The sequence below is a fragment of the Paenarthrobacter sp. NCHU4564 genome (assembly GCF_052156435.1).
Taxonomy (GTDB): domain Bacteria; phylum Actinomycetota; class Actinomycetes; order Actinomycetales; family Micrococcaceae; genus Arthrobacter.
The window spans coordinates 1-25,338 of sequence record NZ_JBQLIS010000027.1 but is presented as its reverse complement, the minus strand read 5'-3'; the positions used below and the strand labels follow the sequence as shown (position 1 = coordinate 25,338).

The following is a 25,338-nucleotide window of genomic DNA, read 5'->3' as shown; positions in this document are numbered from 1 at the left end:
GCGTTGCCGGGCCTAGATGGCTTTGCCGGGGTTAAGCAGGTGGGCGGGGTCCACGGCTGCTTTGATGGCGTGCTGCAATGCACGGCTGCGCTCGGAGAGTTCCAAGGCAGCCCATTCCTTCTTGATGGTTCCCACGCCGTGCTCACCGGTGACGGTGCCGCCCAGGGACAGGGCAACCTTCACCAGTTCAGTGGCAGCTTCCTGCAACGGGGCAGGCGGGGTGGGACCGTCGTCGGGCGTTTTGTCCAGGGTGATCAGGGGGTGGAGGTTGCCGTCGCCGGCGTGTGAGACGGCCGAGATGGTGACGCCAAACCGGGCTTCCAAAGCCGGAAATGCGGCGTAAACCTCGGCCAGGCGCGACTTGGGTACCGCGATGTCCTCACCGATGTACCACTTGTCCTGCGGGAGTCCGCGGCCGCTGCGGCGCAGCTCCCAAAGCCGCACGCCGTCGTCGTCCGCTTCCACGGTGACCCGGCCACCCACCGCACTGAGGGCGGTGGCGAGGTCCGCGGCCTGGTCGCCGATGCCGTAGCCGTCGAGCTCGATCAGGATCAAGGCGGCGCCCCGGCTGCGGAGGGCTGTGCCGGAGTGGGCGTCGATGTTTGCCAGGCTGGGCGTGTCAAAGAATTCAATGGCCGCAGGGCGCACGGGCGAGCGGGTGATGGCTGCCAGGCCGCCGGTGCCTTCAGCGGTGCTGTCGAAGAAGGCGCTGACGGTCTTGCGGGCTACCGGGATGGGACGGAGGCGCACCGTGGCTTGGGTGACGATACCCAGGATGCCTTCGGAACCGACAAACAACGACGTCAGATCAAGACCGGTGACGCCCTTGATGGAGCGGTGGCCGACCGTGATGAGGCTGCCGTCGGCGAGTACGACGTCGAGGGACAGGATCGATTCGCGCGTCACCCCGTACTTGGCGCAGCGCAGCCCGCCCGCGTTGGTGGCGATATTGCCGCCGATGGAGGAAATGTCGAAACTCGCGGGATCCGGGGCATAGAAAAGGCCGAAGGGCTCGAGGTGTTTGTTCAGATCAGCATTGATGACGCCGGGCTCTACGACTGCCACTTCGTCCAAGGGAGAAACTTCGATGATGCGGCTGAGTTTTTCCGTGGAAATAACCACCTGGTTCCCGGTAGCCGCAGCACCGCCCGAAAGGCCTGTGCCGGCACCCCGCGGAACCACGGTGACACCGAGGTCCCCGGCAAGCTTCACGGCTTGCCGGACTTCGGCCGCCGATGCTGGAAGCACGACGGCGGGACCTTGCGTTTGCGCTGCATTGGCAGCCTTGGCGGTGGCTGCGTCGTGGCTGTACCGGGTAGTTTCAGCGCCCGGTTCGAGGACAGCGATCTCCGGGGACAGCTCAGTGAGCTTCCGGAGGTATGCCTGTATGGCCGGTGCTTCCGTGATCTGCTGGGTTGTCATGCCGGGATCTCTCCTCCCGGGGCGCACACATGACGGAATGGCGCAGCGTGCAGCCCGGATTCTTTTTGATGGATATCCCGGCCGCGAAATGACTGGGAGTCAGTCATAAAAAATTATCGGTCCTCGGAATCCGTGCGCCAGTTAAGGGAAATGTCGATCAATAGTTCTCAACGGAGCGACGCGGTGATTCCCATTTCGTTAAATGGCGTCATTGCACGACGAAATATGTCGGCGGGGGGCGGAGTAATTCGTCATGTGACGCCCTCCCGCCGCCCCTACCCAACTGGGTCGCATTTGTGCGCGTTTTCAGCGCTCAAAACGTGCTTAACTGCGACCCAGTTGGGTAGGTGAGGGGTTAGAGGTTAGCTGCGTGCGGAAGCCTTGAACCGGCGTCTTGAGTTGGCCAGGTGAAGGCGCATGGCGGCAGCGGCAGCGGCTGGGTCGCGCTCGGCGATGGCTGCGTAGATGGAGGCGTGCTCATGGACCACTTGGGCGAAACGGTCGGGGGAGTCCGGTTCTTCGCTGGAGAGCAGTCGGGGTCGCGGCATGGTGATCATCGTTTGTCCCAAAGCCGTGATGCAATCCGTGTAAAAGGGGTTGCCCGAGGCTGCGGCTATTGCGCGGTGGAACTCGTAGTCGGCCTTCATGGCGTGCGCAGGGTGGCCGGAGCTGGCGGTGAATAGTTCCAGGGCACCGTGGACAGCCTTCAACTGGCGGTCCGAGTGGTGCTGCGCCGCCAGGGCTGCCGCTTCCGCTTCGACACCGATGCGGAAGTCCAGCATGTTCAGGCGGTCTTCAGCGGTGGAGACCTGCCGGGTGCCGGGCGCCTGGGTGGGGCCGTCGGCGGGCGGGGTCAGCGCGAAGCTGCCCCGCCCGCGTTCGGTTTCCACCAGTCCCTCGGCCTGCAGGCGGGTGAGTGCGGAGCGGACAACGGTCCGGCTCACGCCAAACTCGCTGATGAGGGTGTTTTCGCTGGGGAGCTTCTCACCTGGCTGGATGACGCCGTCGACGATCCGGTTGCGAAGGTCGGCGGCGAGGTCCGCGGTCAGGTTTCGGCTCATGCGTTCAAGGTTACGCGCCGAACTCCACGGACTCGGTGGTCCAGGCGCGGGCCTGTTCGGACAAGGTGACGCCCAAACCGGGGCGGTCCGGAACGATCATGCGGCCGTTCTTGGTTTCCAGCCGTTCCTCGAAGAGCGGGTCCAGCCAGTCGAAGTGCTCCACCCAGGGTTCAGTGGGGTAGGCGGCGGCGAGGTGGAGGTGGATTTCCATGGCGAAATGCGGGGCCAGGCCAAGGCCTCTTTCATCCGCCAACGCGGCGAGCCGCAGGAACTGGGTGATGCCGCCGACCCGTGGGGCGTCCGGCTGGATGATGTCGCAGCCATGCGCGCTGATGAGGCCCTTGTGCTCCGCGACCGAAGCCAGCATCTCACCCGTGGCGATGGGGGTGTCCAGGACCTGTGCGAGGTGCGCGTGGCCCTCGAAATCGTAAGCGTCCAGGGGTTCTTCGATCCAGATGAGATTGAACTCCTCGAGCTGGCGGCCCATCCGCAGGGCGGTGGCGCGGTCCCACTGTTGGTTGGCATCCACCATGAGCGGGACGTCCCATCCGATGTGCTCCCGGATTCCGGCAACGCGGCGGAGGTCTTCCTTGGAATCGGGCAGTCCAACTTTGATCTTGATGCCGCCGATGCCATCTTCAATGGATTGCGTAGCCCTTGCCTTGACTTCGTCCAAGGTGGCGTTGAGGAAGCCGCCGGAGGTGTTGTACGTCTGGACCGAGTCGCGGTACGAGCCAAGGAGCTTGGCCAGGGGAAGACCGGCACGCTTGGCCTTGAGGTCGTAGAGCGCGATGTCGATCGCTGCCAGCGCCTGTGTTGCCACCCCTGACCTTCCGACTGACGCGCCGGCCCAGAGGAGCTTGGTATAGATCCTGCCGATGTCGTTGGGGTCCTCGCCGATGATGCCCTCCGCGACTTCCTTGGCGTGGGCGTACTGGGCGGGGCCTCCGGCCCGCTTGGAATAGCTGAAGCCAACGCCGCTGTGACCCTGTTCAGTGGTGATCTCTGCGAACAGGAACACGACCTCGGTCATGGGCTTCTGACGGCCCGTGAAGACTTTGGCGTCGCTGATGGGCACGCTGAGGGGCAGCCGGGCGGTGGACAGTTTGACGTGCCGGATGAGATCTACGGGGCTCACTGGGTCTCCTAAGTGGGTGTGATACTTAGGATACAAGTTCGATACTTGTCCTACAAGAGATATTCTTTGGAGGAGCCCGCCGGATGGTCACTGACCTGCCGGCGGGCTGATCCGTCAGCCGCGTTCCACCGGTAGCCAGAGTTCACAGCTCGCTGTCCGGAAGTCGGCCGCGCGATCGAGAACTGCCACAATCGCTGGGCCCGGGCGGAGCCGCCACGGGTTGGAGGGGAACCAATCGGTGGCAGTGGAGGCCCACGTGGACTGAAGAACCTCCGGGTAGGCCCCTTCGGCGTGGAACACCGCCCACGTGCCGGCGGGGACCTCAACCGTGTCGAGCCCTTCGGGCACCGGTGTTGTTTCGGTGACCGCGACGCCATGAAGGTAGGTCAGCTCGCTGCCCTCCGTATAGTCAGGGTCGACGTCGGCACTCACCTGGAGCAGGCCAGCGGGGTTGGTGTTGCTCAATTCCTTGAGTCGGGCGTGCTCTGATACCGGGAGTGAGGCGATGTGTGCCTGGATGTGCGGGTTTGGGCCGCTGTGTATCAGCGGGACACGTGCCGAACGACCGATGAGTTTGAATGCCGGCCGGTCTGCGATGCGAGTGTCCATTGTGGTGTTCCCTTCTACGGTCAGGCGGAACCTGAGCTGCGGTTGTGTGCGAAGGGGTCCGCCGTTTCGGCGCACGTCGCTCGGACCGACGCCGTGCACTGACCGGAATGCCCGGCTGAAAGCCTCGGTGGAGCCGTAGCCATACCGCACCGCAATAGCCAGCAGGTCACCCGTTCCGAGAACGTCCGTTGCAGCCACCGTCATTCGGCGCCTGCGGACGTACTCGGAAAGCGGCATGCCGGCCAGCGATGAGAACATCCGACGGAGGTGGTACTCCGTCATGCCGATACTGACCGCCAAGTCATCAACATTGATCTCCTCAGTGAGGTGGCCATCGATAAAGTCGACGAGTTGGTTTAGCGCTGAGATCACGGTTCTCCCTTCGACTACAAGCCTGCTCGTCCGGTTCACCCCGAACCCTACTATTGCGGTCCGATTCGATCGTCGCCCATCCTGCAGAGCACACCAGGGCGCACCTCCCGGGGCGCTTTTGCATTTGTGCGTTGACGCTGGGAGGTAAATGGCACACTTCTGGCGGCACCATGGCCACCCGGACGGCGCGCACGCGAAGCGGTAAGTGTCGGGCCACATGCACGCGCTGGAATATAGGCCATGTGGACGGCAATGGAGTGCGCCGGGCTAGCCGATGGCTCGTCACCTTGAGACGGATTCCCTCATCTAAGGGACCATCTTCACCGTGCCTCCAATGGTGAGCACTGCCGAACCAGCTCGTCCGGCGATGAGGACTCGGAATGAGAGCTGATCGCCATAGGTAACCGTTTCATAGTTTCTTACATTGCTCATAGTGCCGTGGAAATAATAGTTCGCAGGAACTGTGTGGGGTGCATTCTTCCCTTGACGAACCCCCGCTTTGTACCAAACAAGGCCTGATTCACTTACATTGCTTGATATTTTACCCCGAAGTAAGGAGGAGATCTGGTAACTCCAGTTAGCATTATTGTAGGGGCAATTATTCCGGATCTGGAAAGCGCCGTTAGTATCCGAGAAACGGTAGTTCCCAATTTTGCAGCTGATATTCTGATTGACCGCTGGACCGTGTACCAGCGGAGGTGCAACGTAGCTCATGGGCTGTATCAAAGGCTTGTCGCCCAGTCACGTCGAACTAGCGGCCGCGGTCAGGGGTAACGTAGCAGATGAAGAGGCTCGAGCAGCGGAGGCGGGCACATAGCGGTAGTGAGAGAGGCCTTCATGAGAGTAGAGATCGTAGAGATCATCCGTCAGGTGTTGCGGGATGTGAGTTCCGCCGGGCTTGAAGAACCACGCATCGAAGAGAGCGACTGGGACGACGACCCGCGGATGCTCTCGGCGATGATTTACAGTACGCGAGATTCCACAGGTCAGGGTGTGTCGGTCAAAGCGGACCTACCACAGGCCGAGCAGCTTGTATCAGTGGCGGACCAGGTCCAAGAATGGGTTATCGAGGAGAACGGCCCCACTAACAGTAATTGGCCTTGTTGCCCTTGGCATCCCAACAATCACCCTCTGGCCGCCCAACTGATCGATGATCAAGGTTTTTGGGCCTGCCCCGTACTAAACACCCCTGTAGCCCTGATAGGTGAGCTCAGCGTAAAGGACTGAACGGATAGGCCTGTCTTGCGCTGGCCTTCTCGCTAACGCTTTTCCGCTCACCGCATTGAGACGGTCTCACTGTCACGTTCCTCACCCATCGCCACCGCCGGTAGAATCCGACAACGCGTGCGGCACCCCACGGATCCATTAGCATTGCGTTCAATTGATCACCAACGAAGGGATTTCACTCATGCAGCAGTATGTCGTTCTCCAGGTGATCCTGAAAGAAAAGCTGATGGGAGCCGGATCGGGCAATTTGCCGTCCCTCGAGAAAGCCATCAACGACCAAGCTGCCAAAGGCTATCGCCTGCACACCATCACCACCGCGAGCAGCGGCAGCAAAGGGATGATTGGTGGAGGCGACCGGATTCAAGCGACGATGGTGTTCGAACGCCTCAACTAGCTTTCAAACGCGTCCGTCTTCGTTCCTCACGCCGCCCGCGGCGTCGCCACGCCGCCCGGCGTCGCCGGCACGTCCGTCGTCACCACCGGCTTGGCAGACCGCCTGCCACCATGCTGCGCCGCCGTCCCCGCCACTACAACCAGGGCGATCCCGAGAACCTGCATCAGCGTCGGCGCCTGCGCGAGCACCAGCAACCCGATCAGCACACCGAAGGCAGGTTCAATCGACAGCAGAGTGCCAAAGGCCGTATGGGTCATGCGTCTCAAGGCAAGCATCTCCAGGCCAAACGCGATCACGGGGGTAATCAGCGCGATTCCCGCGGCAACCGGCAGCACCCACCATTCAAGCGACCCACCCAATACCTGCGGCAAGCCAACGGGCAGGGTGGCCAAGGCGGCAACGGGGATGGTGAGCGACAGCCCGCTGATCCCCGAGAAGCGGTCGCCCACATGCTGGGTGAGCACGTTATACAAACCCCAGCACGCGCCTGCGGCCAGGGCGAAGCCCACACCAACCAGGTCGATGGTGCCGTGCCACGGCTCCGTCAGCAGAACCACTCCGATCAGTGCGAGCAATGGCCACACCAGCGCCTTCCGGCGATGACTCATGATGCCGGCTACCGTGAGGGGTCCGAGGAATTCAATGGCGACGGCGGTGCCCAGCGGGATGCGCTCGACGGCGGCAAGGAAGAAAGCGGTCATGAAACCCGTGACCACTCCAAGGGCTATCAGCGCCGGAAGATCGCGTCGGCGTATGGAACGAATGGCCGGCCGGCTGATCATCCACAGGAACACAACGCCGAAGCACATGCGCACCCAAGCGGTACCCGCAGGTCCCACCTGGCCGATGACTGATACCGACAGGGCGTTGGCCAGCTGAATGGTCAGCATTGCTGCGACGGCCATCGACCAGGGCGGAGCTGCCGTAAGAGTACGGGTCAGGGCGCTACGCATTGGTGTTCTCCGTGCGATGTCCAGCTCCAACGCCTGGTTCAAAGACTGCCAACGTAAAACGGGTGGGCAACGCAAAGGGATTCACATAGGAGTGGGGAACATCGCTTCGGAACGTCAACGCATCGCCGGTGTTGAGCTCGTGGCCCTCTGATTCGATCAGCACGGTGAGGGAGCCCTCCAGTACCTGCAGCAGCTCGCGGGTGCCGTCAGAGTGCGCCTCACTTTCATGCCGCTCGCCGGGGGCAAGCGTCCAGTCCCAAAGCTCGACGACGTCGGGAGACTCAGTGCCCGCGACCAGGATGCCGCGGCCTCCCGAGGGCCCGGTCCACAGCACGGCACCCTCGCCTGCGCGGACCACCTTGACCGCCCGTAATGCCGGAGGTTCGACCAAGGCCGGCAATCCCACCCCCAGCGCATCGCTGAGGCGCAGCAGTGTTCCGATGCTTGGATTCACGCCGCCCTGCTCGACATTTACCAGCATCCGGCGGCTGACGCCTGCCAGTTCAGCCAGCTGGTCGAGTGTCCAGCCGCGGCCCTTGCGTTCCTGGTTCACCCGCCTGCCGATGGCACGGGACAGCGATTCCGCACTTTGATCCATAGAGTGCAGCATACTGCACTAACTTGGCATTATGAATCCAAGCACCTGCTAGTTGATAATCTCCCCGCGGTCATCTGCGAGGAGCGCATTCAGGCGCTCCCGCCACATATCCAGCGCTTCGGGTGTCAGCCGTGCCCAGTCGTTGACCTCCTCAACCACCCTGAGCGGAGAAGTGCTGCGGTACGAGCGCGTGGGGTTCCCGGGAAACTTCTTGTCCGTAACGTTCGGATCGTTCTCGAACGGCCCGGTCGGCTCAACGAGGTAGACGTGCGGCGTCCCGTTGCCGGAGGCAAGCTCGACGGCGAGCTCCGCCGCCAGTCCTGCACCGTCGCGCAACGCTGTGAAGTAGATGTGGTTCATAACGACGTCGGGCCGGTAGTTGGAGCGATAGCCCGGCGAGAGGATGTCACCCACCTGAACTTCAGCTTTCGTACCGTGATAGAAGGGACCTTCATCCAGCGGTTCAGTCATGGACCTAGCCTAGGCAAATCAGGCCCGCATCGCCCCGAATCCCGCGATGAGCGCTTCCAGCCCCAGGCTGAACGCCGCATCCGTGGGGCGCTCGTGGCCTGCCAGGGACAAGCGGTCCACGGCGGAGGTGAAGTTCGGGACATCCTCGGCGAGGTCGCCGGCGTCGAAGATGTCCTCCGGTGCGGTGACGTCGTAAGCGGCGCCGAACACGAAGGCCTCCAACGCAACGATCGCGGAGATGATGCGTTCTTCGGGGAATCCGGCATCCCGGAACCCGGCTGTTACGGCCTCGTACATCGCCAGGGTTTTGGGGGCGTTGGCAACGGGGAGCACGGCGATGATCGGAATCAGGGGAGTGTGCTCGGAGAAGACGTCGCGGTAGGACCAGGCCCAACGACGCACGGCAGCTTCCCACGGCTCCTTGCCGAAGGCGGACACATCCACCATGGCCGCGAGGTGATCTTCGAGCAGCACCAGCACGTCGTCCTTGGAGGAGACGTGGTTATACAGCGCAGACGGCGCAACGCCCAGTGAGCGGGCCAGCGCCGCCATGGTGAGTCCGTCGTAACCCTTGCTGCTGATCAACTCGAGTGCCGCCGTCGTAATTCCGTGCTGGTCCAGGATCCGCGCAACCGGGCGACCGGCACGACGGCGGGACTTGCCGGCGGCGGGGGCTGAGCCAACAGCCGCGGGTGCGGCCTCGGGTGTGGGTGCGGGCATCGGGAGCCTTTCTGCTGCCAGTATCCCCTGCATTATTCCATCGGGGCTTCACAGGTGCCGATTCCCGGGCTACCATGGAGATAAATGAATGACATTCATTTATTGGTCAGTCACCAACGGACGGCCACGGAGAGGACATCATGCAGAATCTTGATCGCGACGTTGTGATCGTCGGTGCCGGGCCGTCAGGGCTGACGGCGGCACGCGAATTGAAGAAGGCCGGACTCAGCGTCGTAGTGCTCGAAGCGCGCGACCGCGTGGGCGGCCGCACCTGGACCGACACCATCGACGGCGCCATGCTGGAGATCGGCGGCCAGTGGGTTTCCCCTGACCAGACGGCCCTCATGGAGCTGCTGGACGAACTCGGCCTGAAAATGTACTCCCGCTACCGCGATGGCGAATCCGTCTACATTGGCGCAGACGGCAAGCGCGTCCAGTACACCGGGGACACTTTCCCGGTCAACGAGACCACCAAGGCGGAGATGGACAAGCTCGTCGCCATCCTGGATGAGCTCGCCGCGGAGATCGGCCCCACCGAACCCTGGGCACACCCCAAGGCCCGGGAGCTGGACACCATCTCCTTCCACCACTGGCTCCGCCAGAACTCCAATGACGAGGAAGCCTGCAACAACATCGGCCTCTTCATCGCCGGCGGCATGCTCACCAAACCCGCCCATGCCTTCTCTGCCCTGCAGGCGATCCTCATGGCTGCCTCGGCCGGTTCCTTCACGCACCTGACGGATGAGGACTTCATCCTGGACAAGCGCGTGATCGGCGGCATGCAGCAGGTTTCGCTGCTCCAGGCAGCGGAGTTGGGTTCCGACGTCGTCCTTAACAGCCCGGTCCGCAGCATCACCTGGGAAGAGAACAACGTCACTGTCGTTTCCGACGGCGCCACCGTGAACGCCCGCTACGTGATCATGGCCGTCCCGCCGAACTTGTACTCCCGCGTCTCCTTCAACCCGCCGCTGCCGCGCCGCCAGCACCAGATGCACCAGCACCAGTCCCTGGGCCTGGTCATCAAGGTGCACGCGGTCTACGACACGCCGTTCTGGCGCGAAGACGGACTGTCCGGCACGGGCTTCAGCGCCGGCGCGCTGGTCCAGGAGGTTTACGACAACACCAACCACGGCGACACCCGCGGAACCCTGGTGGGCTTCGTATCCGACGAAAAGGCAGATGCCGTCTTCGAGCTCAGCGCCGAGGACCGTAAGAAGGCCATCCTGGAATCAATCGCCGGCTTCCTCGGCGACAAGGCCCTGACCCCCGAGGTCTACTACGAGTCCGACTGGGGCTCGGAGGAATGGACCCGCGGCGCATACGCGTCCAGTTACGACCTCGGCGGCCTGCACCGCTACGGCAAGGACCAGCACGCGAACGTCGGCCCGATCTACTGGTCCTCCTCCGACCTCGCCGCCGAAGGCTACCAGCACGTGGACGGCGCGGTGCGCATGGGCCAGGCGACCGCCGCTCGGATCGTCGAAGCCAACAAGCTGGCTTCGGTCGCGGTCTAGCCGCAGAATCAAGCAACCGGCAGTCCGGGGGAAGTGCCGTCCCCGGGCTGCCGGCAGCACTGTTTAAGGAGAATCATGCGCTACGTGGTCGGCTACACCGCCAACGCGAGGGGCCGCGACGCCGTGCACCTCGCCATCGCGCTGGCCCGCGGCCAGGACGCCAGCCTGGACCTGGTCCTGGTGGTCCCCGAGGACTCCCCGTACAACGCCGTGTACCCGCCCGAGCCCGGCTACGACTCGATCCTCAACGAGCAAGCCCGGCAGTGGCTCGACGACGGCCTGGCCCTGGTTCCCGACGACGTCACTGCCCGCGCCCACATCCGCCGTGGAGACTCGGAAGCTCAGGCACTCATCGATGCCGCCGTGAACTTCGATGCGGCCGCGCTGGTCATCGGTGCCACCAACAACGGCCTGTTCAAGCGGTTCACCATCGGTTCAGTGGCCAGTTCCCTGCTGCACTCATCGCCGGTCCCGGTCGCTTTGGCGCCCCACGGGTTTGATCGGACAGCGGGCATCACCCGACTCAGCTGCGGTTTCGGCACGCGGCCAGGTGCGGATGAACTGCTCGACGTCGCCGTGGAGTCCGCGCGTGACCGCCATCTTCCGCTGCGGCTAGTCTCCCTGTTGGCGCTCGACGGCGGTAACTCGCCCGGGCTCGCCGACGCCGCCTGGGTGCATGCCGCCGACCGTCTTGCCGCCGTCGGGGGTTCCGACTCCGGCTCCGCCCCCGGTGACGCAGGCGCTGAACCCGAAATCGTCGTCGCGCAAGGCCGCACGATCGAGGAGGCCGTGGACCGGCTCGAGTGGGAAGACGGCGAAATCCTGCTTATCGGCTCCAGCCGCCTGGCGCAGCACCGCGCCACCTTCCTTGGCACCACCGCGAACCGGATCCTGCGTGCCCTGCCAGTTCCCATGATCGTGGTTCCCCGCGACTACACGCGACAGCGCTCCTAGCCGTCGCCCGAGAGGCAATACCCATGTCAACTGCACCAAAGACGGTCCAGTCGAAAGATTCGGCCCTGAGTGAGAAGGGCCTGAAAGCCGGATCGGTGGGCCTCATCGGCGCCGTCGTGATCGGGGTTTCCTGCATCGCGCCGGCGTACACGCTGACCGCCGCGCTTGGCCCCACCGTTTCCGAGGTGGGTGTCCACCTTCCCGCGATCTTCCTGGTGGGCTTCATCCCGATGCTGCTGGTGGCGCTCGGCTACCGCGAACTCAATAACGCCATGCCCGACGCCGGAACCTCCTTTACGTGGGCAACGCGCGCCTTTGGTCCGTGGATTGGCTGGATGGGCGGGTGGGGGCTCATCGCGGCGACGATCATCGTGCTGTCCAACCTCGCCGCGGTTGCCGTGGACTTCTTCTATCTGATGCTCGGGCAGGTCTTCAGCGATCCGTCCCTTGCCGAGCTAAGCAAGATCCTCCCCCTGAACATCGCCACAACGCTGGTGTTCATCGCCGCGGCTTGCTGGATTTCCTATCGGGGCATGGAAACAACCAAGGGCGTGCAATACGTGCTGGTGGCCTTCCAGTTACTGGTCCTTGGCTGGTTCGCCGTTTCGGCGTTCGCGCATGTTGCCAATGGCACGGCCTTCGACGCCACGGCCATTTCGCCCGACTGGTTCAACCCGTTTGCGGTTGACTCCTTCACGACGTTCACCGCGGGTGTGTCCCTCTCGATCTTCATTTACTGGGGCTGGGACGTCACGTTGACCATGAACGAGGAAACGAAGAACCCTGAAAAGACACCCGGCCGAGCCGCAACCGTGACCGTGTTGGTGATTGTGGTCATCTACATGACCGTGGCCTTGGCGACGTTGTCCTTTGCGGGCGTTGGGGACACGGGCCTGGGGGCGGGCAACCCGGAGAACCAGTCGAGCATTTTCGCCGTACTGGCCGGTCCGGTGATGGGTCCTTTCGCGATTCTCATGTCCCTGGCCATCCTGAGCAGTTCCGCGGCCTCCCTGCAGTCGACGTTCGTCTCACCCGCCCGGACGCTGTTGGCGATGGGTCACTACCGCGCCATTTCCCCCAAGTTCGGCCGCATCAGCCCCACCTTCAAGTCTCCGAGCACAGCCACCATCGCCGCAGCCATTGCTGCGGCGGGCTTCTACGTGGTCACCCGTACCGTTTCCGAGAATGCGCTCTGGGACACCATCACGGCCCTGGGCATGATGATCTGTTTCTACTACGGCATCACGGCACTGGCCTGCGTCTGGTACTTCAGGGCTGCGGCCTTTGCCGGTGTCCGCTCGTTCTTCTTCAAGTTCCTGTCACCCCTGCTGGGTGGCGTGATCCTGCTGGTCATGTTCGTGAAGACCGCGATCGACTCCATGGACCCGGAGTATGGTTCGGGTTCGTCGGTCGGTGGCGTGGGTTTGGTGTTCATTCTGGGCATGGGAGTGATCCTGTTGGGCGTCGTGATCATGCTGGTGATGTATCGGGTGCGCCCGGAGTTCTTCAGGAACTTCTCCCGCCGAGGTGGCAATTGATGACAATGTTGCGGCCCAGGATTGTCATTAAGTGTCATCTCGGCGAGGGGAGGATGGTGGGGACGCCCGCGGCCCGTTCGGCTTCACGCAGGGCCTCTGCAAGGTGCTCGACGGCGGCCCTGTAGTCGGTGCCCGCAGTCACCTTGCAGCGCTCGGCCTCCCGCATGGCCTTGGCGAGGGCTGCGGTTTCCGTGATCCGGACGTCGGACATGCCCGGGTAGTCAATGGTCCGTGCAGGGTCCAACTCGTAGCGCCGCCATTGGGTGAGGATCTCGGTATGCCGGGCGGAGTCGACAGCAAAACCTGCCCGCCGCCACGGGTCTGCAGCCTGCACGCGCTCGACTTTCCGGATGGCAGCCAGGGTTCCGGCCGCCGTCGTTCCTGCCAGCGCGACCATCACCAGTCCCGCCGGTGGCCACTGCACCGAGGGAACCAGGATGGCTGGCGCAATGACGGTGAGCCCTGCGAACACATCCCAGAAAATGGTGTCCGGTTCCGGGCCTCTGCCGTGGGTGAGCTTGCGGTGCAGGAGAAACGTCGTGGCCGCGGTGGCGAGGACCAGGGCCAATCCCCACAAGAGCATCGGAGCACCTCCCGGACGCAAAGGCTGTGGTTTCAGTATGCGGCAGCGGCTGGCTGCGCGACACCTCCCACCGGACAATTCACCACGGCGTGCGCCGGTGTCTTGTCCGGTTCAAGGTGATTCTGCCCGCGGGACACTGTCGGGGCCGGAGCGTAGCCTAAGCCCATGAGACTGAAAATGTGCAGCATCCACGTCAAGGACCCCGCAGCAGCCCACGCGTTCTACACGGGTACGCTCGGTTTCGACACGCTGATGGCCATGCCGGAGTACAACCTGTTCATCATCAAGAATCCCGGCGCCGATGACAACGCAACAGGTCTGCTGCTTGAACCCAGCGACAACCCCATCGGCGCCAACTACATGAACGCCGTGTACGACGCCGGGATGCCGGCTGTGGTGCTTGGCGTTCCGGACGTACGGGCAGAGTATGAGCGCCTGCTCGCCGCCGGAGTCTTGTTCAAGGGGGAGCCGGCAGAGGATCCCTCCAGCATCAGCGCGGTCTTCGACGACGGTTGCGGCAACTTCGTCCAACTGCACCAGGACTAGTTAAAAGCCGGTGGCCGGGACATTGCTGTCCCGGCCACCGGCTTTGATGGATCATGAGTTGCGCTTGGTTCCCTTGGGAGCTGCGCGCTTGGCGGCCGCGTTCTCCTTGGCCTCCTTGGTGGCTGCCTTTTTCCGCTGCTCTTCCTTGACGCGCAAGGCGTCGGCGCGGACGGCGGCATGGGTGGCGCGCTCAACCACCAGCCACTGTGGGGGAGCCTGCAGCAGCTCGGCGATTTCCGCCGTCGTGAGTGGTTCCGTCACGCCGCCGCGGGTGAGGCCGCTAATGGAGATGTTCAGTTTCTGTGCCACTACCGGACGCGGGTGCGGACCGTTGCGGCGCAGTTCGGCGAGCCACTCCGGCGGGTTGGCCTGGAGCTCGGCGTATTCGTCGCGGGTGACGGGCGAGTCCTGGAACTCCTGCGGTGCGGCGGGCAGGTAGATGCCGAGTTTCTTGGCAGCTGTTGCCGGCTTCATGGTCTGGGAGTTCTTGGGAGTCATGCTTCAAGGGTATCCGGCCCGGTACTGTGAGTGTGTGCCAGCCCCCGAAGAAACCCCCGAAACTCCTGAGCTCCGCTTCGCCTATGTGGCCGGTGTAACGCCCGGCAAGTGGATCCGCCGGTGGGAGGAACGGATGCCGGACGTCCCGCTGCATGCGTTCATGTCCGACGACGGCACTCAACTGTCGGTACTGCGTGACGGTTCCGCTGACGTCAGCTTTGTGCGGTTGCCGGTGGACCGGGAAGGCCTGAACCTCATTCCCCTTTATGAGGAGCAGCCTGCGGTGGTGGCTCCCAAGGGACACGAGATCTCCGTCTTCGAGGACGTGGCAGTGGAGGACCTCGCCGAGGAGAACTTCCTGGACGTCGCGGACATGGGCGGCCCGGACATGGCGTTGCAGGTAGTGGCCTCGGGGGCCGGCCTGGTGATCCTGCCGATGCCCGTGGCCAGGCACCTGAACAACAAGCAGACCGTGAGCCGGCGTCTGTCAGGCGTACCGGGGACACAAATCGGTGTTGCGTGGCTCGCTGACAAGGACAGCCCGCTGATTCAGGAATTCATTGGAATCGTCAGGGGTCGTACTGCCCAGAGCTCGCGGCAACCGTCGGCGCAGGCGGAGAAGCCGAAGAGGGCGCCCAAGCCTGATCGCCGAGGGTCTTCCGGCGCGAAGAAGCCGGCCGTCGCCCAGCGGTATGCGCCCAACCCGGATAAAGGCCGCGGCCGCGGTTCGCGGAAGAAGGGCAAGCGCTGACGTTTCCGCCCCGCCAAGGTCTACTCGCCGTGGCCTACTCGCCGTGGATTGCGGCCTGCTGTGCCTCTGAACGGTTGAGATAGGCCAGGAGGAGATCGCCGGCTTTCTCAAGTTCGCCGCTTTCCAGCGCCGCGCAGATCTGGTCGTTCTCGGCCAGCCAGTCGGCATAAAAGTGCGCGTCAACGGTGGCTTTGTGGAAGTAGAGCCGCATCTCGGCCAGTACCTGGGCCATGATTGTGTTAAGCCTGCTGCTTTCCGCCAGGGCCACGATCGCCCCGTGAAAATGCTGGTTCGCACTGCCCAGGCCGTCGTTGTCACCTTCGGCTGAGGCGCGCTTGCCCTCCTCGACGGCGGCCCTGACGGCGGCGATGCGGTCCGGGGAACCCCCCGCCCGGATGGAGCTGACCTCGATGGCGCGGCGCACGGTGTAGACGTCGTGGATGTCCCCGGCCTCCAGGGTGGCCACGAACACGCCCCTGTTGGGAAGCCTGACCAGCAGGCGTTCACTGGCCAGTTCCGCAAAGGCCTCCCGGACGGTATTGCGGGAGACGCCAAGGTCTTCGGCGATGGTGGCTTCGGTCAGCTTGGCACCCGGTACCAGGAATCCCTCTGCCAGTTGGTACCGGATTTCCTCTGCCACCCGTTCGGCCACCGACGGGACGCGGACGCGCATGCGGGCTTTGGAGCCCGAGGCGTCCGACGTGCTGTTAACGATCCCGTCTGCGCTGGCCATGCATCAAAATTTACACGATTGCCAAAAGGGGAATCGCTGGATTGTTGAACAATCCGGCGATTTGGTGCATTCTTGATGTAACGCACCTCACGAGACAGGGATCACACCATGCCCAGCATTGACCTGAACAGCGACGTCGGCGAATCATTCGGCCGGTGGACGCTGGGCGATGACTCAGCCATGTTCCAGTCAGTCTCGAGCGCCAACGTTGCGTGCGGATTCCACGCCGGTGACCCCAGCGTCATCCGCAGCACCTGCCACAAGGCGGTCCAGGCCGGCGTCGTTATTGGTGCCCACGTGGGATACCGCGACCTGGCCGGCTTTGGCCGCCGGTTCCTGGACATCGATCCCAGGGAACTCGCCGATGACGTCGTTTACCAGATCGGAGCACTGCAGGCGCTGGCTGCAACCGCAGGCGGCACAGTCCAGTACGTCAAGCCGCACGGTGGCCTCTACAACGCGATCGTCAGCCACACTGCCCAGGCCCGCGCCGTGGTGGATGCCGTGAAATCGGTGGATCCCACACTGCCAATCCTTGGCCTTCCCGGATCGGAAGTGCTGCGGCTGGCTGACGAGGCAGGTCTGCGGAGTGTCTCCGAAGCTTTCGCGGACCGTTCCTACAACCCCGACGGCACCCTGGTCTCCCGTTCCCGGCCCGGTGCAGTCCTCCACGATCCGGAGGAAGTCGCCCGCCACGTTCTCCGCATGGCTACTGAAAACAGCATCCAGGCAATCGATGGCTCCATCCTCAGCGTCCAGCCGGACAGCATCTGCCTGCACGGTGACTCACCCGGTGCCGTGGCCATGGCGGGCGCCGTGAAGTCCGCCCTGGATGATGCCGGTGTCAGCATCTCCCCGTTCGTCCAAACCCCAACAGAATCCCTCATCCCCGGAGGAAAACCATGACCAGCACCAACAAGGCAGCCAAGGCCGTGACAAGGAAGCCACCGGCCGGCGCCCTCAAGGCATACATCGCCAGCCTCACCGGCACGTCGCTGGAGTACTACGACTTCGCCATCTATTCCGTGGCCTCCGCCCTGGTCTTCCCCAAGATCTTCTTCCCGGCGGGCGACGAATTCGTTGGCCTCCTCCTGTCCTTCTCAGCCTTCGCCGTGGGCTACCTGGCCCGTCCCATCGGTGGCGTCGTCTTCGGACGGCTGGGCGACAAGATCGGGCGCAAGTTCGTGCTGGTCTTCACGCTGGTGCTGATCGGCGTGGCAACAGTCCTCATCGGCGCGCTTCCCGACTACTCGGTCATTGGCGTTGCCGCACCCACCATCCTGGTGCTGCTACGCCTGGCGCAGGGCATCGGTGTTGGTGGCGAATGGGGCGGCGCGGTCCTGCTGTCCAGCGAATTCGGCGATCCCAACAAGCGTGGATTCTGGTCTTCCGCAGCCCAGATCGGCCCGCCCGCCGGCAACCTGATGGCCAACGGCGTACTCGCGATCCTCGCGGCCTCGCTCCCCACCGATGCCTTCCTGTCCTGGGGCTGGCGTGTGGCCTTCCTGGCCTCGGCCCTCCTGGTGGTGTTCGGCCTGCTGATCCGGCTCAAGCTGGAGGAAACGCCCGTGTTCAAGGCCATCCAGGCTCACGGTGAACGTCCCAAGGCACCCATCAAGGAAGTCTTCACCACCCAGCCCAAGGCGCTGGTCTCCGCCGCCCTGTCCCGCGTTTGCCCTGATGTCCTGTACGCACTTTTCACCGTCTTCGTCGCGGTGTACGCCACCAAGGAACTGGGCATGACAACAGGCAACGTCCTGGCGGCCATCCTCATCGGTTCCGCGTTCCAGCTGTTCCTCATCCCGGCCGCCGGTGCCCTGACCGACCGCTTCAACCGCCGACTCGTCTACGGCGTCACCGCTGCCGCCACGGCTGCCTACATTCCGCTGTTCTTCCTCATGATCCATGGGAAGTCCGTGGCCATGCTGACCATCGGCGTGGTGATCGGCCTTGCCCTGCACGCCTTCATGTACGGTCCGCAGGCAGCATTCATCACCGAACAGTTCCCTGCACGCCTCCGGTACGCCGGCAGCTCCCTGGCCTACACGTTGGCCGGTGTCATTGGCGGAGCCGTGGCACCGATCATCTTCACTGCCCTTTACGGTGCGGCCTCCGGCGGCTGGTACCTCATTGCCCTTTACCTCCTCGCCACGGCCATCGTCACGATCGTGGGCATGCTCATGGGCCGTGACCCCAAGCCCGAAGAGGAAGCTTTGCTCCTGCAGGAGCAGCGCGCCTAGGCGGCGGTTTCGGCAATGATGGACACCGTGACGCAAACCGCCGCACCGAGGAAGCTCCGCTCCGTTCGCCCTGTGGGCACCCGGGCGGTGCTGGTTGAACTCGACGACCTCCAGGAAGTCCTTGCCCTGCAGGATCTCCTGAACCGGTCGCCGCTGCCCGGACAAGTGGATGTCCTGGCGGCAGCGGAGACCGTCATGGTGGTGGGCGAGTCGGCCTCGGCCACCCGTGCCATCGGTGCCCGGCTCCAGGACGTGGAACTCACGCCACCCGAAGCCGCCGATTCCAGCCTGGTTGTTATTGAGACCGTGTACGACGGCGAGGACCTCGCCGATGTCGCGGAACTCACCGGCCTCAGTGTGGACGGCGTGGTGGCCGCCCACACCGGGCAGGTCTGGACTGTGGCCTTCGCGGGCTTCGCTCCTGGCTTTGGCTACATGGTCGGCGAAAACCAGGCCCTGGACGTCCCGCGCAGGTCCTCCCCGCGCACTGCGGTTCCGGCAGGCTCGGTGGCGTTGGGAGGCCAGTACTCGGCCGTGTACCCGCGGAAGTCTCCCGGCGGCTGGCAGTTGATCGGCCGTACCGGAGCCCGGATGTGGGACCTGGACCGGCCACAACCTGCTCTGGTCCGGCCGGGCGACAGGGTCCAGTACCGTGCAGTCCGCGAAGTCGTGACTGCTCCCTCTGCGGCGAAGACCCCCGAAGCCGGCGAGTCCGACGGCCCCGGCCTCCGCGTCCTGAACCCGGGAGCCCAGAGCCTTATCCAGGACCTGGGAAGGAAGGGCTTCGGTCCGCTGGGTGTGTCAGCGGCCGGTGCGCTGGACAGGGCTTCCCTGCGCCGCGGCAACCGGCTCGTGGGAAACCCTTCATCTGCGGCAGCCATCGAGACCGTCAACGGCGGGTTGGTGGTGGAGGCCGTGGGTGATCAGGTGATTGCCGTGACCGGTGCCCCGACGACGCTCACCATCCAGCCGCCGTCGTGGGTTGATCACGACGGCGGAGCCCGGCAAGGTGCCGGCCGCACCGTTGCCATGACCACGCCTTTCGCGCTGCTCGACGGGGAAGTCCTGTCTTTGGGCGCCCCCGACACCGGCTTCCGGAATTACGTGGCCATCCGGGGCGGGGTGGACGTTCCTGAGGTTTTGGGGAGCCGTTCGTCGGACACGATGTCCGGGATCGGCCCGGCGCCCCTGCGCATCGGAAGCCGGGTACCTGCCGGCCGCCTCACGGCCTCGACTGTGGTGGGCAGCCCGGAGTTGCAGCCGGATTTCCCAGGCACGGACGTCACCGTCCTGGATGTAGTTCCTGGTCCCCGGGCCGATTGGTTCGACCAAGCAGCGATCGATTCGCTCTACAGCCAGGAATGGCTGGTGACGCCGCAATCCAACCGGGTGGGCATGCGCCTGGACGGGACACCCCTGCAACGGGCACGGCAGGGTGAACTTCCCAGTGAAGGGACCATGGCCGGAGCGGTTCAGATGCCGCCCGCGGGCTTGCCTGTCCTCTTCCTGGCCGACCATCCCATCACCGGTGGATATCCCGTGATCGGCGTGGTGGTCGACGGGCATCTGGACCGTGCCGCACAGGTACCCATCGGAGGCCGCATCCGGTTCCGTCCCGTACCGGAAGCCTCTCCTGCCCCCACGATTTCCTCGAAGAAGTGAGTTTTTGATGCGCAAGGTCCTGATTGCCAACCGCGGCGAAATCGCCGTCCGGGTAGCACGAGCCTGCAATGATGCCGGTATCGCCTCCGTTGCTGTGTATGCGGATATCGACGCCGATGCCTTGCATGTGGGCGCGGCCGACGAGGCCTACAGCCTTGGCGGCAACAGCCCCGCCGAAACCTACCTGAACGTCGGCAAACTCCTGGAAGTTGCCGCGCGCTCCGGCGCTGATGCCGTGCACCCCGGCTATGGTTTCCTGTCTGAAAATGCGGACTTCGCCCAAGCGGTCCTCGACGCCGGACTGGAGTGGATCGGCCCGTCACCGGAGTCCATCCGCCAGCTGGGGAACAAGATCACGGCCAGGGAGATCGCCGTCCGGGCCGGTGCGCCACTGGTATCGGGCAGCGACGGCCCGGTTTCTTCTGCTGCCGAAGCCCGGGTATTTGCCGAGCAGCATGGTCTTCCTGCGGCCATCAAAGCCGCTTTCGGCGGTGGCGGACGCGGGCTCAAAGTGGTGCGGGAGCTCGCCGAAGTTGAGGAGGCTTTCGACTCCGCTGTGCGGGAAGCCGTGGTGGCTTTCGGACGTGGCGAATGCTTTGTGGAGCAGTACCTTGACCGGCCCCGGCACGTGGAAGCCCAGATCATTGCCGACAAGCACGGCAACGTTGTGGTGGTGGGCACGCGGGACTGCTCGTTGCAGCGCCGTCATCAGAAGCTGGTGGAAGAAGCACCGGCACCGTTCCTCACGGGGCAGCAGCGGACCAGCATCCATGACGCCGCCAAGGCAATCGTCCGTGAGGCCGGCTACTACGGAGCCGGAACGGTTGAGTTCCTGGTGTCCGTCACGGGCGCTGTGGCATTCCTGGAGGTCAACACGCGGCTCCAGGTTGAGCACCCCATCACGGAGGAAACCTCCGGGGTGGACCTGGTGCAGGAGCAGTTCCGCATCGCCGCCGGCTTGCCGTTGAGCATCACCGAGGACCCGGAAGCGAAGGGCCACTCCTTTGAGTTCCGGATCAACGCCGAGGACGTTGGCCGGGGGTTCCTGCCGTCGCCCGGAACCGTTGCAGCTTTCGACATCCCCTCCGGCCCGGGCATCCGCGTGGACACCGGGGTTCGTGCCGGCTCGACGGTTGCTCCGCAGTTCGATTCCCTGCTGGCCAAGCTGATCGTCACCGGGGCGGATCGCCAGCAGGCCATCCGCAGGGCACGCCGCGCCTTGGCCGACTTCAGGATCCAGGGCGTGGCCACCGTGCTTCCCTTCCACCAGGCTGTCCTGGAAGCCCGCGACTTCACTTCCCCGGAAGGCCTCGCGGTGCATACCCGGTGGATCGAAACGGACTTCGCAGACCGGATCCCAGCCGATCCCGCCTACAACCCGGTTGCTCCCAGCGGTTCCCGCCGCACCATCACCGTGGATGTCGACGGCAAGCGTCTGGCCCTGGGACTCCCGGCTGACCTCCTGGACGGCTGGGCCCGATCAGGACAGGGGCTGCCCGCAGTTTCTGCCCAAGCCGATGCGCCGCACTCCGATCATTCACCCGCCGAGTCCGCTTTGGTCTCGAGCATGTCCGGCACGGTGGTGAAGTGGCTGGTTGAACCAGGTGCCGACGTCGCAGAGGGAGACCCTTTGGTGGTCCTCGAAGCCATGAAGATGGAGAGTCAAGTGCCGGCCCACCGCGGCGGAACCCTCACCGAGGTGCTGTCGCAGGCCGGTGGCGTGGTCACTGCGGGTGCTGTGCTGGCCCACATCGAGTAAGCGGGCCGGCACCCAAACACCGCGCCGCCCCGGCAGGTGACAGGTCCGCCGTCGGGCATTAACGTCCGTTAGCTGTCCGCCGGAACCGCGACGCCCAGCACCGTGTCCAGAAGAGCGTTGCGGAACTTGCCACTGGGATCATTGGCCTGGACCAGGGTGCGGAAATCTTCGAACCGCGGGTACAGTGACGCGAAGTCGTACAGCCCCGGGGTGAAGAGCTTGCCCCAGTGTGGGCGGGCTCCGAAGGGTGCCAGGGCGGCCTCCAGTTCGGGGAGCACGTTCTCCACGTCGGCCTGGAGGGGTTTCCACGTGAAGTGCAGGGCCACGCTCTGTTGCTGGTAGAACGGGCTGAGCCAGAAGTCGTCTGCCGCCACGGTGCGGATCTCCGAGACGAACAGCAACGGGGCGATCCGGTCCGCCAAACCGCGGACAGCCTCCAGGGCGGCAGGAGCATCGTCCAGGGGGAGGAGGAATTCGCTCTGGAGTTCCTCACCGTTGCTGGGGGTGAACTCGTGGCGGAAATGGGGCAGTCTGTCCAGCCACTTGCCGGGCTCGTCCAACTGGCCAGTGCAGTTCTCCGCGGACATTCCAAGCAGCGGGTGCATGGCGACGCTGGCAGCGGTGGAGCCGAACAGGTCAGGCAGCGCGGCTTCCGTGTCCAGTGCCTTCAGCCATACCTGCGGGATGGTGTCACCGGTGTAGTCGGTAAAGAAGCTGACGCTGTACGCGCTCGATGCAATCTCCCGGAAGGAAGCCAGCGCCCGCTCCCAGGGCAGGCCGGTCAATACGCGCTGACGCATCTGGAAGCTCGGGCGCACCTCAAGTTCCAGGGCTGTCACAATACCCAGCGAGCCGATCCCCACCACGCTGGCCGGGAAGTCGCGGTCGCCACGGGTGATGGTGACAAGTTCGCCGGAGGCCCGCACCAGGTCGATACTGACGACGGCGGCTGCCAGGGAGGGGTTGTCCACTCCACTGCCGTGCGTGCCGGTCTGGATGGCCCCGGCGACGGAGATGTGGGGGAGGGAGGCGAGGTTGTGGATCGCGTAGCCTTGTTCCTCGACCGCCCGGCACAAGGCGCCGTAACTGATTCCGCCGCTGACCCGGACCGTTCCCTTGTCTGGATTTACGGTGATGTCCTGTGGCAGGGCATCAAGCAGGATATGCGTGCCGTCCGTATCAGCCACGGTGTTGAAGGAGTGGCGGCTGCCGATGGCTTTGACTTTGGCAGCCGTGGCCACCAGTTCCTGTAGTTCGGCCACAGAGCGTGGCCGGCGCACTTCGGCAGACGAGTACTCGAGGTTTCCTGCCCAGTTCTTCATGACGTGATCTTTCCCTATGGTCTTCGAGGCGTCCCAACAGTGTGAGCGTTCACAAAACGAGCCGTCAAGGGGTGCCCACGTGGTGGCGATAGAGTGCAGGAAAGCCGCCGACCAGCAGGAGCACCATGTGAGCAAGGGATCCAAGCCCACCATCCGGGACGTTGCGACCGCTGCGAACGTCTCCCTCACCACAGTGTCCTACGTGTTGTCCGGCCGGCATGGAGGGACTACCCGGATCAGCCAACCGACGCAGGACCGGGTGCTGGCTGCCGTGAAGGAACTGGGCTACGTCCCGAACCAGGCAGCCCGGGGTATGCGCCGCGGGAAGACGGATGTGGTGGCTGTTGCGATCGGCAACCTGGAGTGGCCCTGGGACCGCGCACTCGCGACGGCCGCGGCACGGATCCTGCCGACCCACGGGTACCAGCCCGTGATCCTGCTGGGGGACGACTGGCGGAAGTTCATGATGTCCGGAGGAGCCGATGGCGTGATCATCGGCTACTTCCCGGAAGCCACCGCCGAGGATGCGACCGTGACGGAGTTGGCCCGCCGCGGGGTGGCGCAAGTGGTCATCTCGGGCACCATGGAGCCGGCGGGGTTCGATGTGCTGGCCCCGGAGCAGGACGCCGGCCTCAAGGAGTGCATGGAGTTCCTCACGGCCTCCCACCGCAGGATTGCCTGCATCCGCAGGGCGGAGCCGTCCGGCAGGCGGAAGAGTCGGTTCGCGGCGTACGCTGCCGGCTTGGAGGCGGCAGGCATCGGCCTGGATGAATCCTTGGTCCGTACCTCACAGCACCGCCCGGATCTTGCCTACCAGTCGGCCTTGGAGCTGCTGCAGCTTCCGGACCGGCCCACTGCCATTTTTGCCACAGACGACATGGAGGCTTTGCAGGCTGTCCGCGCGGCATTCCGCCTGGGCCTTCGGGTTCCTGAGGACATCCAGATTGTTGGCGTCGGGAATTCCACCGAGGGGCAGCAATACGATCCCGCCCTGACAACAGTGGGGCCGGAGCCCATCTTTGACCGCGTGGTAGGGATGTTGCTGGACCGGCTTTCAGGTGCCACACCGGTGGAGGGGATCCGCGTTCCGGCGGCATGGAAGCTGCACCGCCGGGGAACCACGCTGGGCTAGCCTTTCAGCGGACGGCGGGCCAACCAAGCGGCCACGATGGCGCCGGAAATGTTGTGCCAGAGTGAGAAGACCGCGGAAGGCAGGGCCGCGAGGGGGCTGAAGTGCGCTGTGGCAAGGGTCGCGGCGAGGCCGGAGTTCTGCATGCCAACCTCGAATGCCAGGGCTCGGCGGGCCTTGTCATCCAGGCGGCCGAGCTTGCCCGCGAGGTAACCGAGACCCAGGCCGAAGCCGTTGTGCAGGACAACTGCCAGGAACACGATTCCGCCCGCGGCAACGATCTTGCCGGCACTGCCGGCCACCACGATCGCCACAATCAGTGAAATCACGACGGCGGATGCCCACGGAAGCGCGGGAAGCACCTTTGCCACCAGTTTGGAGAGGAACAACCGGGCAAGAAGGCCTGCGATGACCGGGAGCAGGACGGTCTTCACGATGTCCAGCACCATGGCGCCGGCGTCGATGTGGAGGAAGGAACCGGCCAGGAGCAACGTCAGTGCGGGAGTGACGAGCGGTGCGATCAGCGTGGAAACCGAAGCCACAGCTACGGACAGCGCCACGTCGCCCTTGGCCAGGAATGCCATCACGTTCGAGGCAGTGCCGGACGGAGCGCAGCCCACCAGGATCAAGCCGACGGCGAGCTCAGGCGGCAGTTGCAGAAGGACGGCGATCAGCCAGCCTGCGCCGGGCATGATCACGTAATGCGCCACGATGCCCAGGGCCACGGCCCAGGGGCGGCGGGCCACCGAGGCAAAGTCCGGCGGGGTCAGCGTGAGGCCCATGCAGAACATGATGACTCCCAGCAGGTACGGCACGCTGACGCCAAGGGGTTTGAACAGATCCGGCAGGAGGAATCCGAGGACGCCGGCGATGACCACCAAAATCGGGAAAGCGGTGACGGCGATGCGCGCAATCCGCGCCTCGGCCGCAAGCGCAGGGTTTTCAGGGATTGCCGTGGTGGATTTTGTTGCCTCAAGCATTTATCCATGCTGACACCTGGGCCTCAAACGGAACTACTTTCGTTACATCCGTCCGGCGGTATATGTCAGACATCCGTCATCCCCAGCACCCAACTAGTACGAAAGTAGTGGTGGGTTAGGCTGCGGTGACCGGGGTGATGGTGACGTTGTAGCCGAGGTTGTTG

General features: G+C 64.3%; 25 protein-coding genes. 12 read left to right on the top strand and 13 right to left on the bottom strand.

Going from position 1 to position 25,338, the window contains the following annotated elements; genetic code table 11:
* Positions 1-12: 12 nt before the first annotated feature.
* The 4 genes from ACSVIE_RS19550 to ACSVIE_RS19535 form a co-directional block, all read right to left on the bottom strand.
* Positions 13-1,422, bottom strand: a complete 1,410-nt coding sequence (locus ACSVIE_RS19550; protein WP_442424921.1) for an FAD-binding oxidoreductase — start codon at positions 1,420-1,422, stop codon at positions 13-15.
* Between the two features lie 362 nt (positions 1,423-1,784).
* The gene (locus ACSVIE_RS19545; protein WP_426005051.1) at positions 1,785-2,483 is read right to left on the bottom strand and encodes a FadR/GntR family transcriptional regulator; all 699 of its coding nucleotides are present in this window, start codon (positions 2,481-2,483) and stop codon (positions 1,785-1,787) included.
* Between the two features lie 10 nt (positions 2,484-2,493).
* The gene (locus ACSVIE_RS19540) at positions 2,494-3,621 is read right to left on the bottom strand and encodes an L-talarate/galactarate dehydratase (protein ID WP_442424920.1); all 1,128 of its coding nucleotides are present in this window, start codon (positions 3,619-3,621) and stop codon (positions 2,494-2,496) included.
* A 114-nt stretch (positions 3,622-3,735) separates the two neighbouring features.
* Entirely contained in the window at positions 3,736-4,602 is an 867-nt protein-coding gene (locus ACSVIE_RS19535) for an AraC family transcriptional regulator (RefSeq protein WP_442424919.1), read from the bottom strand.
* Positions 4,603-5,439: 837 nt separating this feature from the next.
* Here ACSVIE_RS19535 and ACSVIE_RS19530 point away from each other — a divergent pair.
* The gene (locus ACSVIE_RS19530) at positions 5,440-5,829 is read left to right on the top strand and encodes a hypothetical protein (protein ID WP_442424918.1); all 390 of its coding nucleotides are present in this window, start codon (positions 5,440-5,442) and stop codon (positions 5,827-5,829) included.
* A gap of 154 nt (positions 5,830-5,983) precedes the next feature.
* Positions 5,984-6,223: a DUF4177 domain-containing protein gene (locus ACSVIE_RS19525; RefSeq protein WP_442424917.1), complete on the top strand. Its 240-nt coding sequence runs from the start codon at positions 5,984-5,986 to the stop codon at positions 6,221-6,223.
* Between the two features lie 26 nt (positions 6,224-6,249).
* On the opposite strand, the gene ACSVIE_RS19520 is transcribed toward ACSVIE_RS19525, so the two are convergent.
* From ACSVIE_RS19520 to ACSVIE_RS19505, 4 genes are read right to left on the bottom strand one after another with little or no spacing between them, the layout of a single operon-like run.
* On the bottom strand, positions 6,250-7,176 hold the full coding sequence (locus ACSVIE_RS19520; RefSeq protein ID WP_442424916.1) for an EamA family transporter: 927 nt from the start codon (positions 7,174-7,176) through the stop codon (positions 6,250-6,252).
* Positions 7,169-7,774, bottom strand: a complete 606-nt coding sequence (locus ACSVIE_RS19515) for a helix-turn-helix domain-containing protein (RefSeq protein WP_442424915.1) — start codon at positions 7,772-7,774, stop codon at positions 7,169-7,171. The genes ACSVIE_RS19520 and ACSVIE_RS19515 overlap by 8 nt, the downstream gene beginning before the upstream one ends.
* A 48-nt stretch (positions 7,775-7,822) precedes the next feature.
* The gene (gene arr / locus ACSVIE_RS19510) at positions 7,823-8,245 is read right to left on the bottom strand and encodes an NAD(+)--rifampin ADP-ribosyltransferase (protein WP_426005060.1); all 423 of its coding nucleotides are present in this window, start codon (positions 8,243-8,245) and stop codon (positions 7,823-7,825) included.
* Between the two features lie 18 nt (positions 8,246-8,263).
* Positions 8,264-8,998, bottom strand: a complete 735-nt coding sequence (locus tag ACSVIE_RS19505) for a TetR/AcrR family transcriptional regulator (RefSeq protein ID WP_442424914.1) — start codon at positions 8,996-8,998, stop codon at positions 8,264-8,266.
* A gap of 107 nt (positions 8,999-9,105) precedes the next feature.
* On the opposite strand from ACSVIE_RS19505, the gene ACSVIE_RS19500 reads away from it, so the two are divergent.
* The 3 genes from ACSVIE_RS19500 to ACSVIE_RS19490 all read left to right on the top strand — a co-directional run bounded on the left by ACSVIE_RS19500 (position 9,106) and on the right by ACSVIE_RS19490 (position 12,971).
* Positions 9,106-10,479 (top strand): flavin monoamine oxidase family protein, encoded by a 1,374-nt coding sequence (locus ACSVIE_RS19500; protein ID WP_442424913.1) that lies wholly within the window; start codon positions 9,106-9,108, stop codon positions 10,477-10,479.
* Between the two features lie 75 nt (positions 10,480-10,554).
* On the top strand, positions 10,555-11,433 hold the full coding sequence (locus ACSVIE_RS19495) for a universal stress protein (protein WP_426005063.1): 879 nt from the start codon (positions 10,555-10,557) through the stop codon (positions 11,431-11,433).
* 23 nt (positions 11,434-11,456) lie between these two features.
* Positions 11,457-12,971, top strand: a complete 1,515-nt coding sequence (locus tag ACSVIE_RS19490) for an APC family permease (protein ID WP_442424912.1) — start codon at positions 11,457-11,459, stop codon at positions 12,969-12,971.
* Between the two features lie 34 nt (positions 12,972-13,005).
* On the opposite strand, the gene ACSVIE_RS19485 is transcribed toward ACSVIE_RS19490, so the two are convergent.
* Positions 13,006-13,554, bottom strand: coding sequence for a hypothetical protein (locus tag ACSVIE_RS19485; protein ID WP_426005065.1), 549 nt, complete (start codon positions 13,552-13,554; stop codon positions 13,006-13,008).
* Between the two features lie 165 nt (positions 13,555-13,719).
* Between ACSVIE_RS19485 and ACSVIE_RS19480 the strand changes: the two genes are divergently transcribed.
* Entirely contained in the window at positions 13,720-14,100 is a 381-nt protein-coding gene (locus ACSVIE_RS19480) for a VOC family protein (RefSeq protein ID WP_442424911.1), read from the top strand.
* 51 nt (positions 14,101-14,151) lie between these two features.
* Here ACSVIE_RS19480 and ACSVIE_RS19475 read toward each other — a convergent pair whose 3' ends face one another.
* A complete protein-coding gene (locus tag ACSVIE_RS19475) occupies positions 14,152-14,598 on the bottom strand; it encodes a DUF5997 family protein (RefSeq protein ID WP_426005068.1) in 447 nt (148 codons plus the stop codon).
* Here ACSVIE_RS19475 and ACSVIE_RS19470 point away from each other — a divergent pair.
* Positions 14,597-15,349, top strand: coding sequence for a LysR family transcriptional regulator substrate-binding protein (locus tag ACSVIE_RS19470; RefSeq protein WP_426005069.1), 753 nt, complete (start codon positions 14,597-14,599; stop codon positions 15,347-15,349). The genes ACSVIE_RS19475 and ACSVIE_RS19470 overlap by 2 nt on opposite strands.
* 34 nt (positions 15,350-15,383) lie before the next feature.
* Here ACSVIE_RS19470 and ACSVIE_RS19465 read toward each other — a convergent pair whose 3' ends face one another.
* Positions 15,384-16,082 carry a GntR family transcriptional regulator gene (locus ACSVIE_RS19465; protein WP_426005071.1) on the bottom strand — a complete coding sequence of 233 codons (699 nt, stop codon included), beginning with the start codon at positions 16,080-16,082 and terminating at the stop codon, positions 15,384-15,386.
* Positions 16,083-16,190: 108 nt separating this feature from the next.
* Between ACSVIE_RS19465 and ACSVIE_RS19460 the strand changes: the two genes are divergently transcribed.
* The 4 genes from ACSVIE_RS19460 to ACSVIE_RS19445 are packed head-to-tail and all read left to right on the top strand — an operon-like array spanning position 16,191 to position 21,743.
* On the top strand, positions 16,191-16,988 hold the full coding sequence (locus ACSVIE_RS19460) for a LamB/YcsF family protein (protein WP_426005073.1): 798 nt from the start codon (positions 16,191-16,193) through the stop codon (positions 16,986-16,988).
* A complete protein-coding gene (locus tag ACSVIE_RS19455) occupies positions 16,985-18,322 on the top strand; it encodes an MFS transporter (protein WP_442424910.1) in 1,338 nt (445 codons plus the stop codon). Before ACSVIE_RS19460 ends, ACSVIE_RS19455 begins: the two co-directional genes overlap by 4 nt.
* A gap of 18 nt (positions 18,323-18,340) precedes the next feature.
* Positions 18,341-19,984: a 5-oxoprolinase/urea amidolyase family protein gene (locus tag ACSVIE_RS19450; RefSeq protein ID WP_442424940.1), complete on the top strand. Its 1,644-nt coding sequence runs from the start codon at positions 18,341-18,343 to the stop codon at positions 19,982-19,984.
* A gap of 7 nt (positions 19,985-19,991) precedes the next feature.
* The gene (locus tag ACSVIE_RS19445; protein WP_442424909.1) at positions 19,992-21,743 is read left to right on the top strand and encodes an acetyl/propionyl/methylcrotonyl-CoA carboxylase subunit alpha; all 1,752 of its coding nucleotides are present in this window, start codon (positions 19,992-19,994) and stop codon (positions 21,741-21,743) included.
* A gap of 68 nt (positions 21,744-21,811) precedes the next feature.
* Here ACSVIE_RS19445 and ACSVIE_RS19440 read toward each other — a convergent pair whose 3' ends face one another.
* Entirely contained in the window at positions 21,812-23,065 is a 1,254-nt protein-coding gene (locus ACSVIE_RS19440) for a D-arabinono-1,4-lactone oxidase (protein ID WP_442424908.1), read from the bottom strand.
* A gap of 127 nt (positions 23,066-23,192) precedes the next feature.
* Between ACSVIE_RS19440 and ACSVIE_RS19435 the strand changes: the two genes are divergently transcribed.
* On the top strand, positions 23,193-24,197 hold the full coding sequence (locus ACSVIE_RS19435; RefSeq protein ID WP_442424907.1) for a LacI family DNA-binding transcriptional regulator: 1,005 nt from the start codon (positions 23,193-23,195) through the stop codon (positions 24,195-24,197).
* Here ACSVIE_RS19435 and ACSVIE_RS19430 read toward each other — a convergent pair.
* On the bottom strand, positions 24,194-25,174 hold the full coding sequence (locus ACSVIE_RS19430) for a bile acid:sodium symporter family protein (RefSeq protein ID WP_442424906.1): 981 nt from the start codon (positions 25,172-25,174) through the stop codon (positions 24,194-24,196). The genes ACSVIE_RS19435 and ACSVIE_RS19430 overlap by 4 nt on opposite strands.
* Positions 25,175-25,338: the final 164 nt, after the last annotated feature.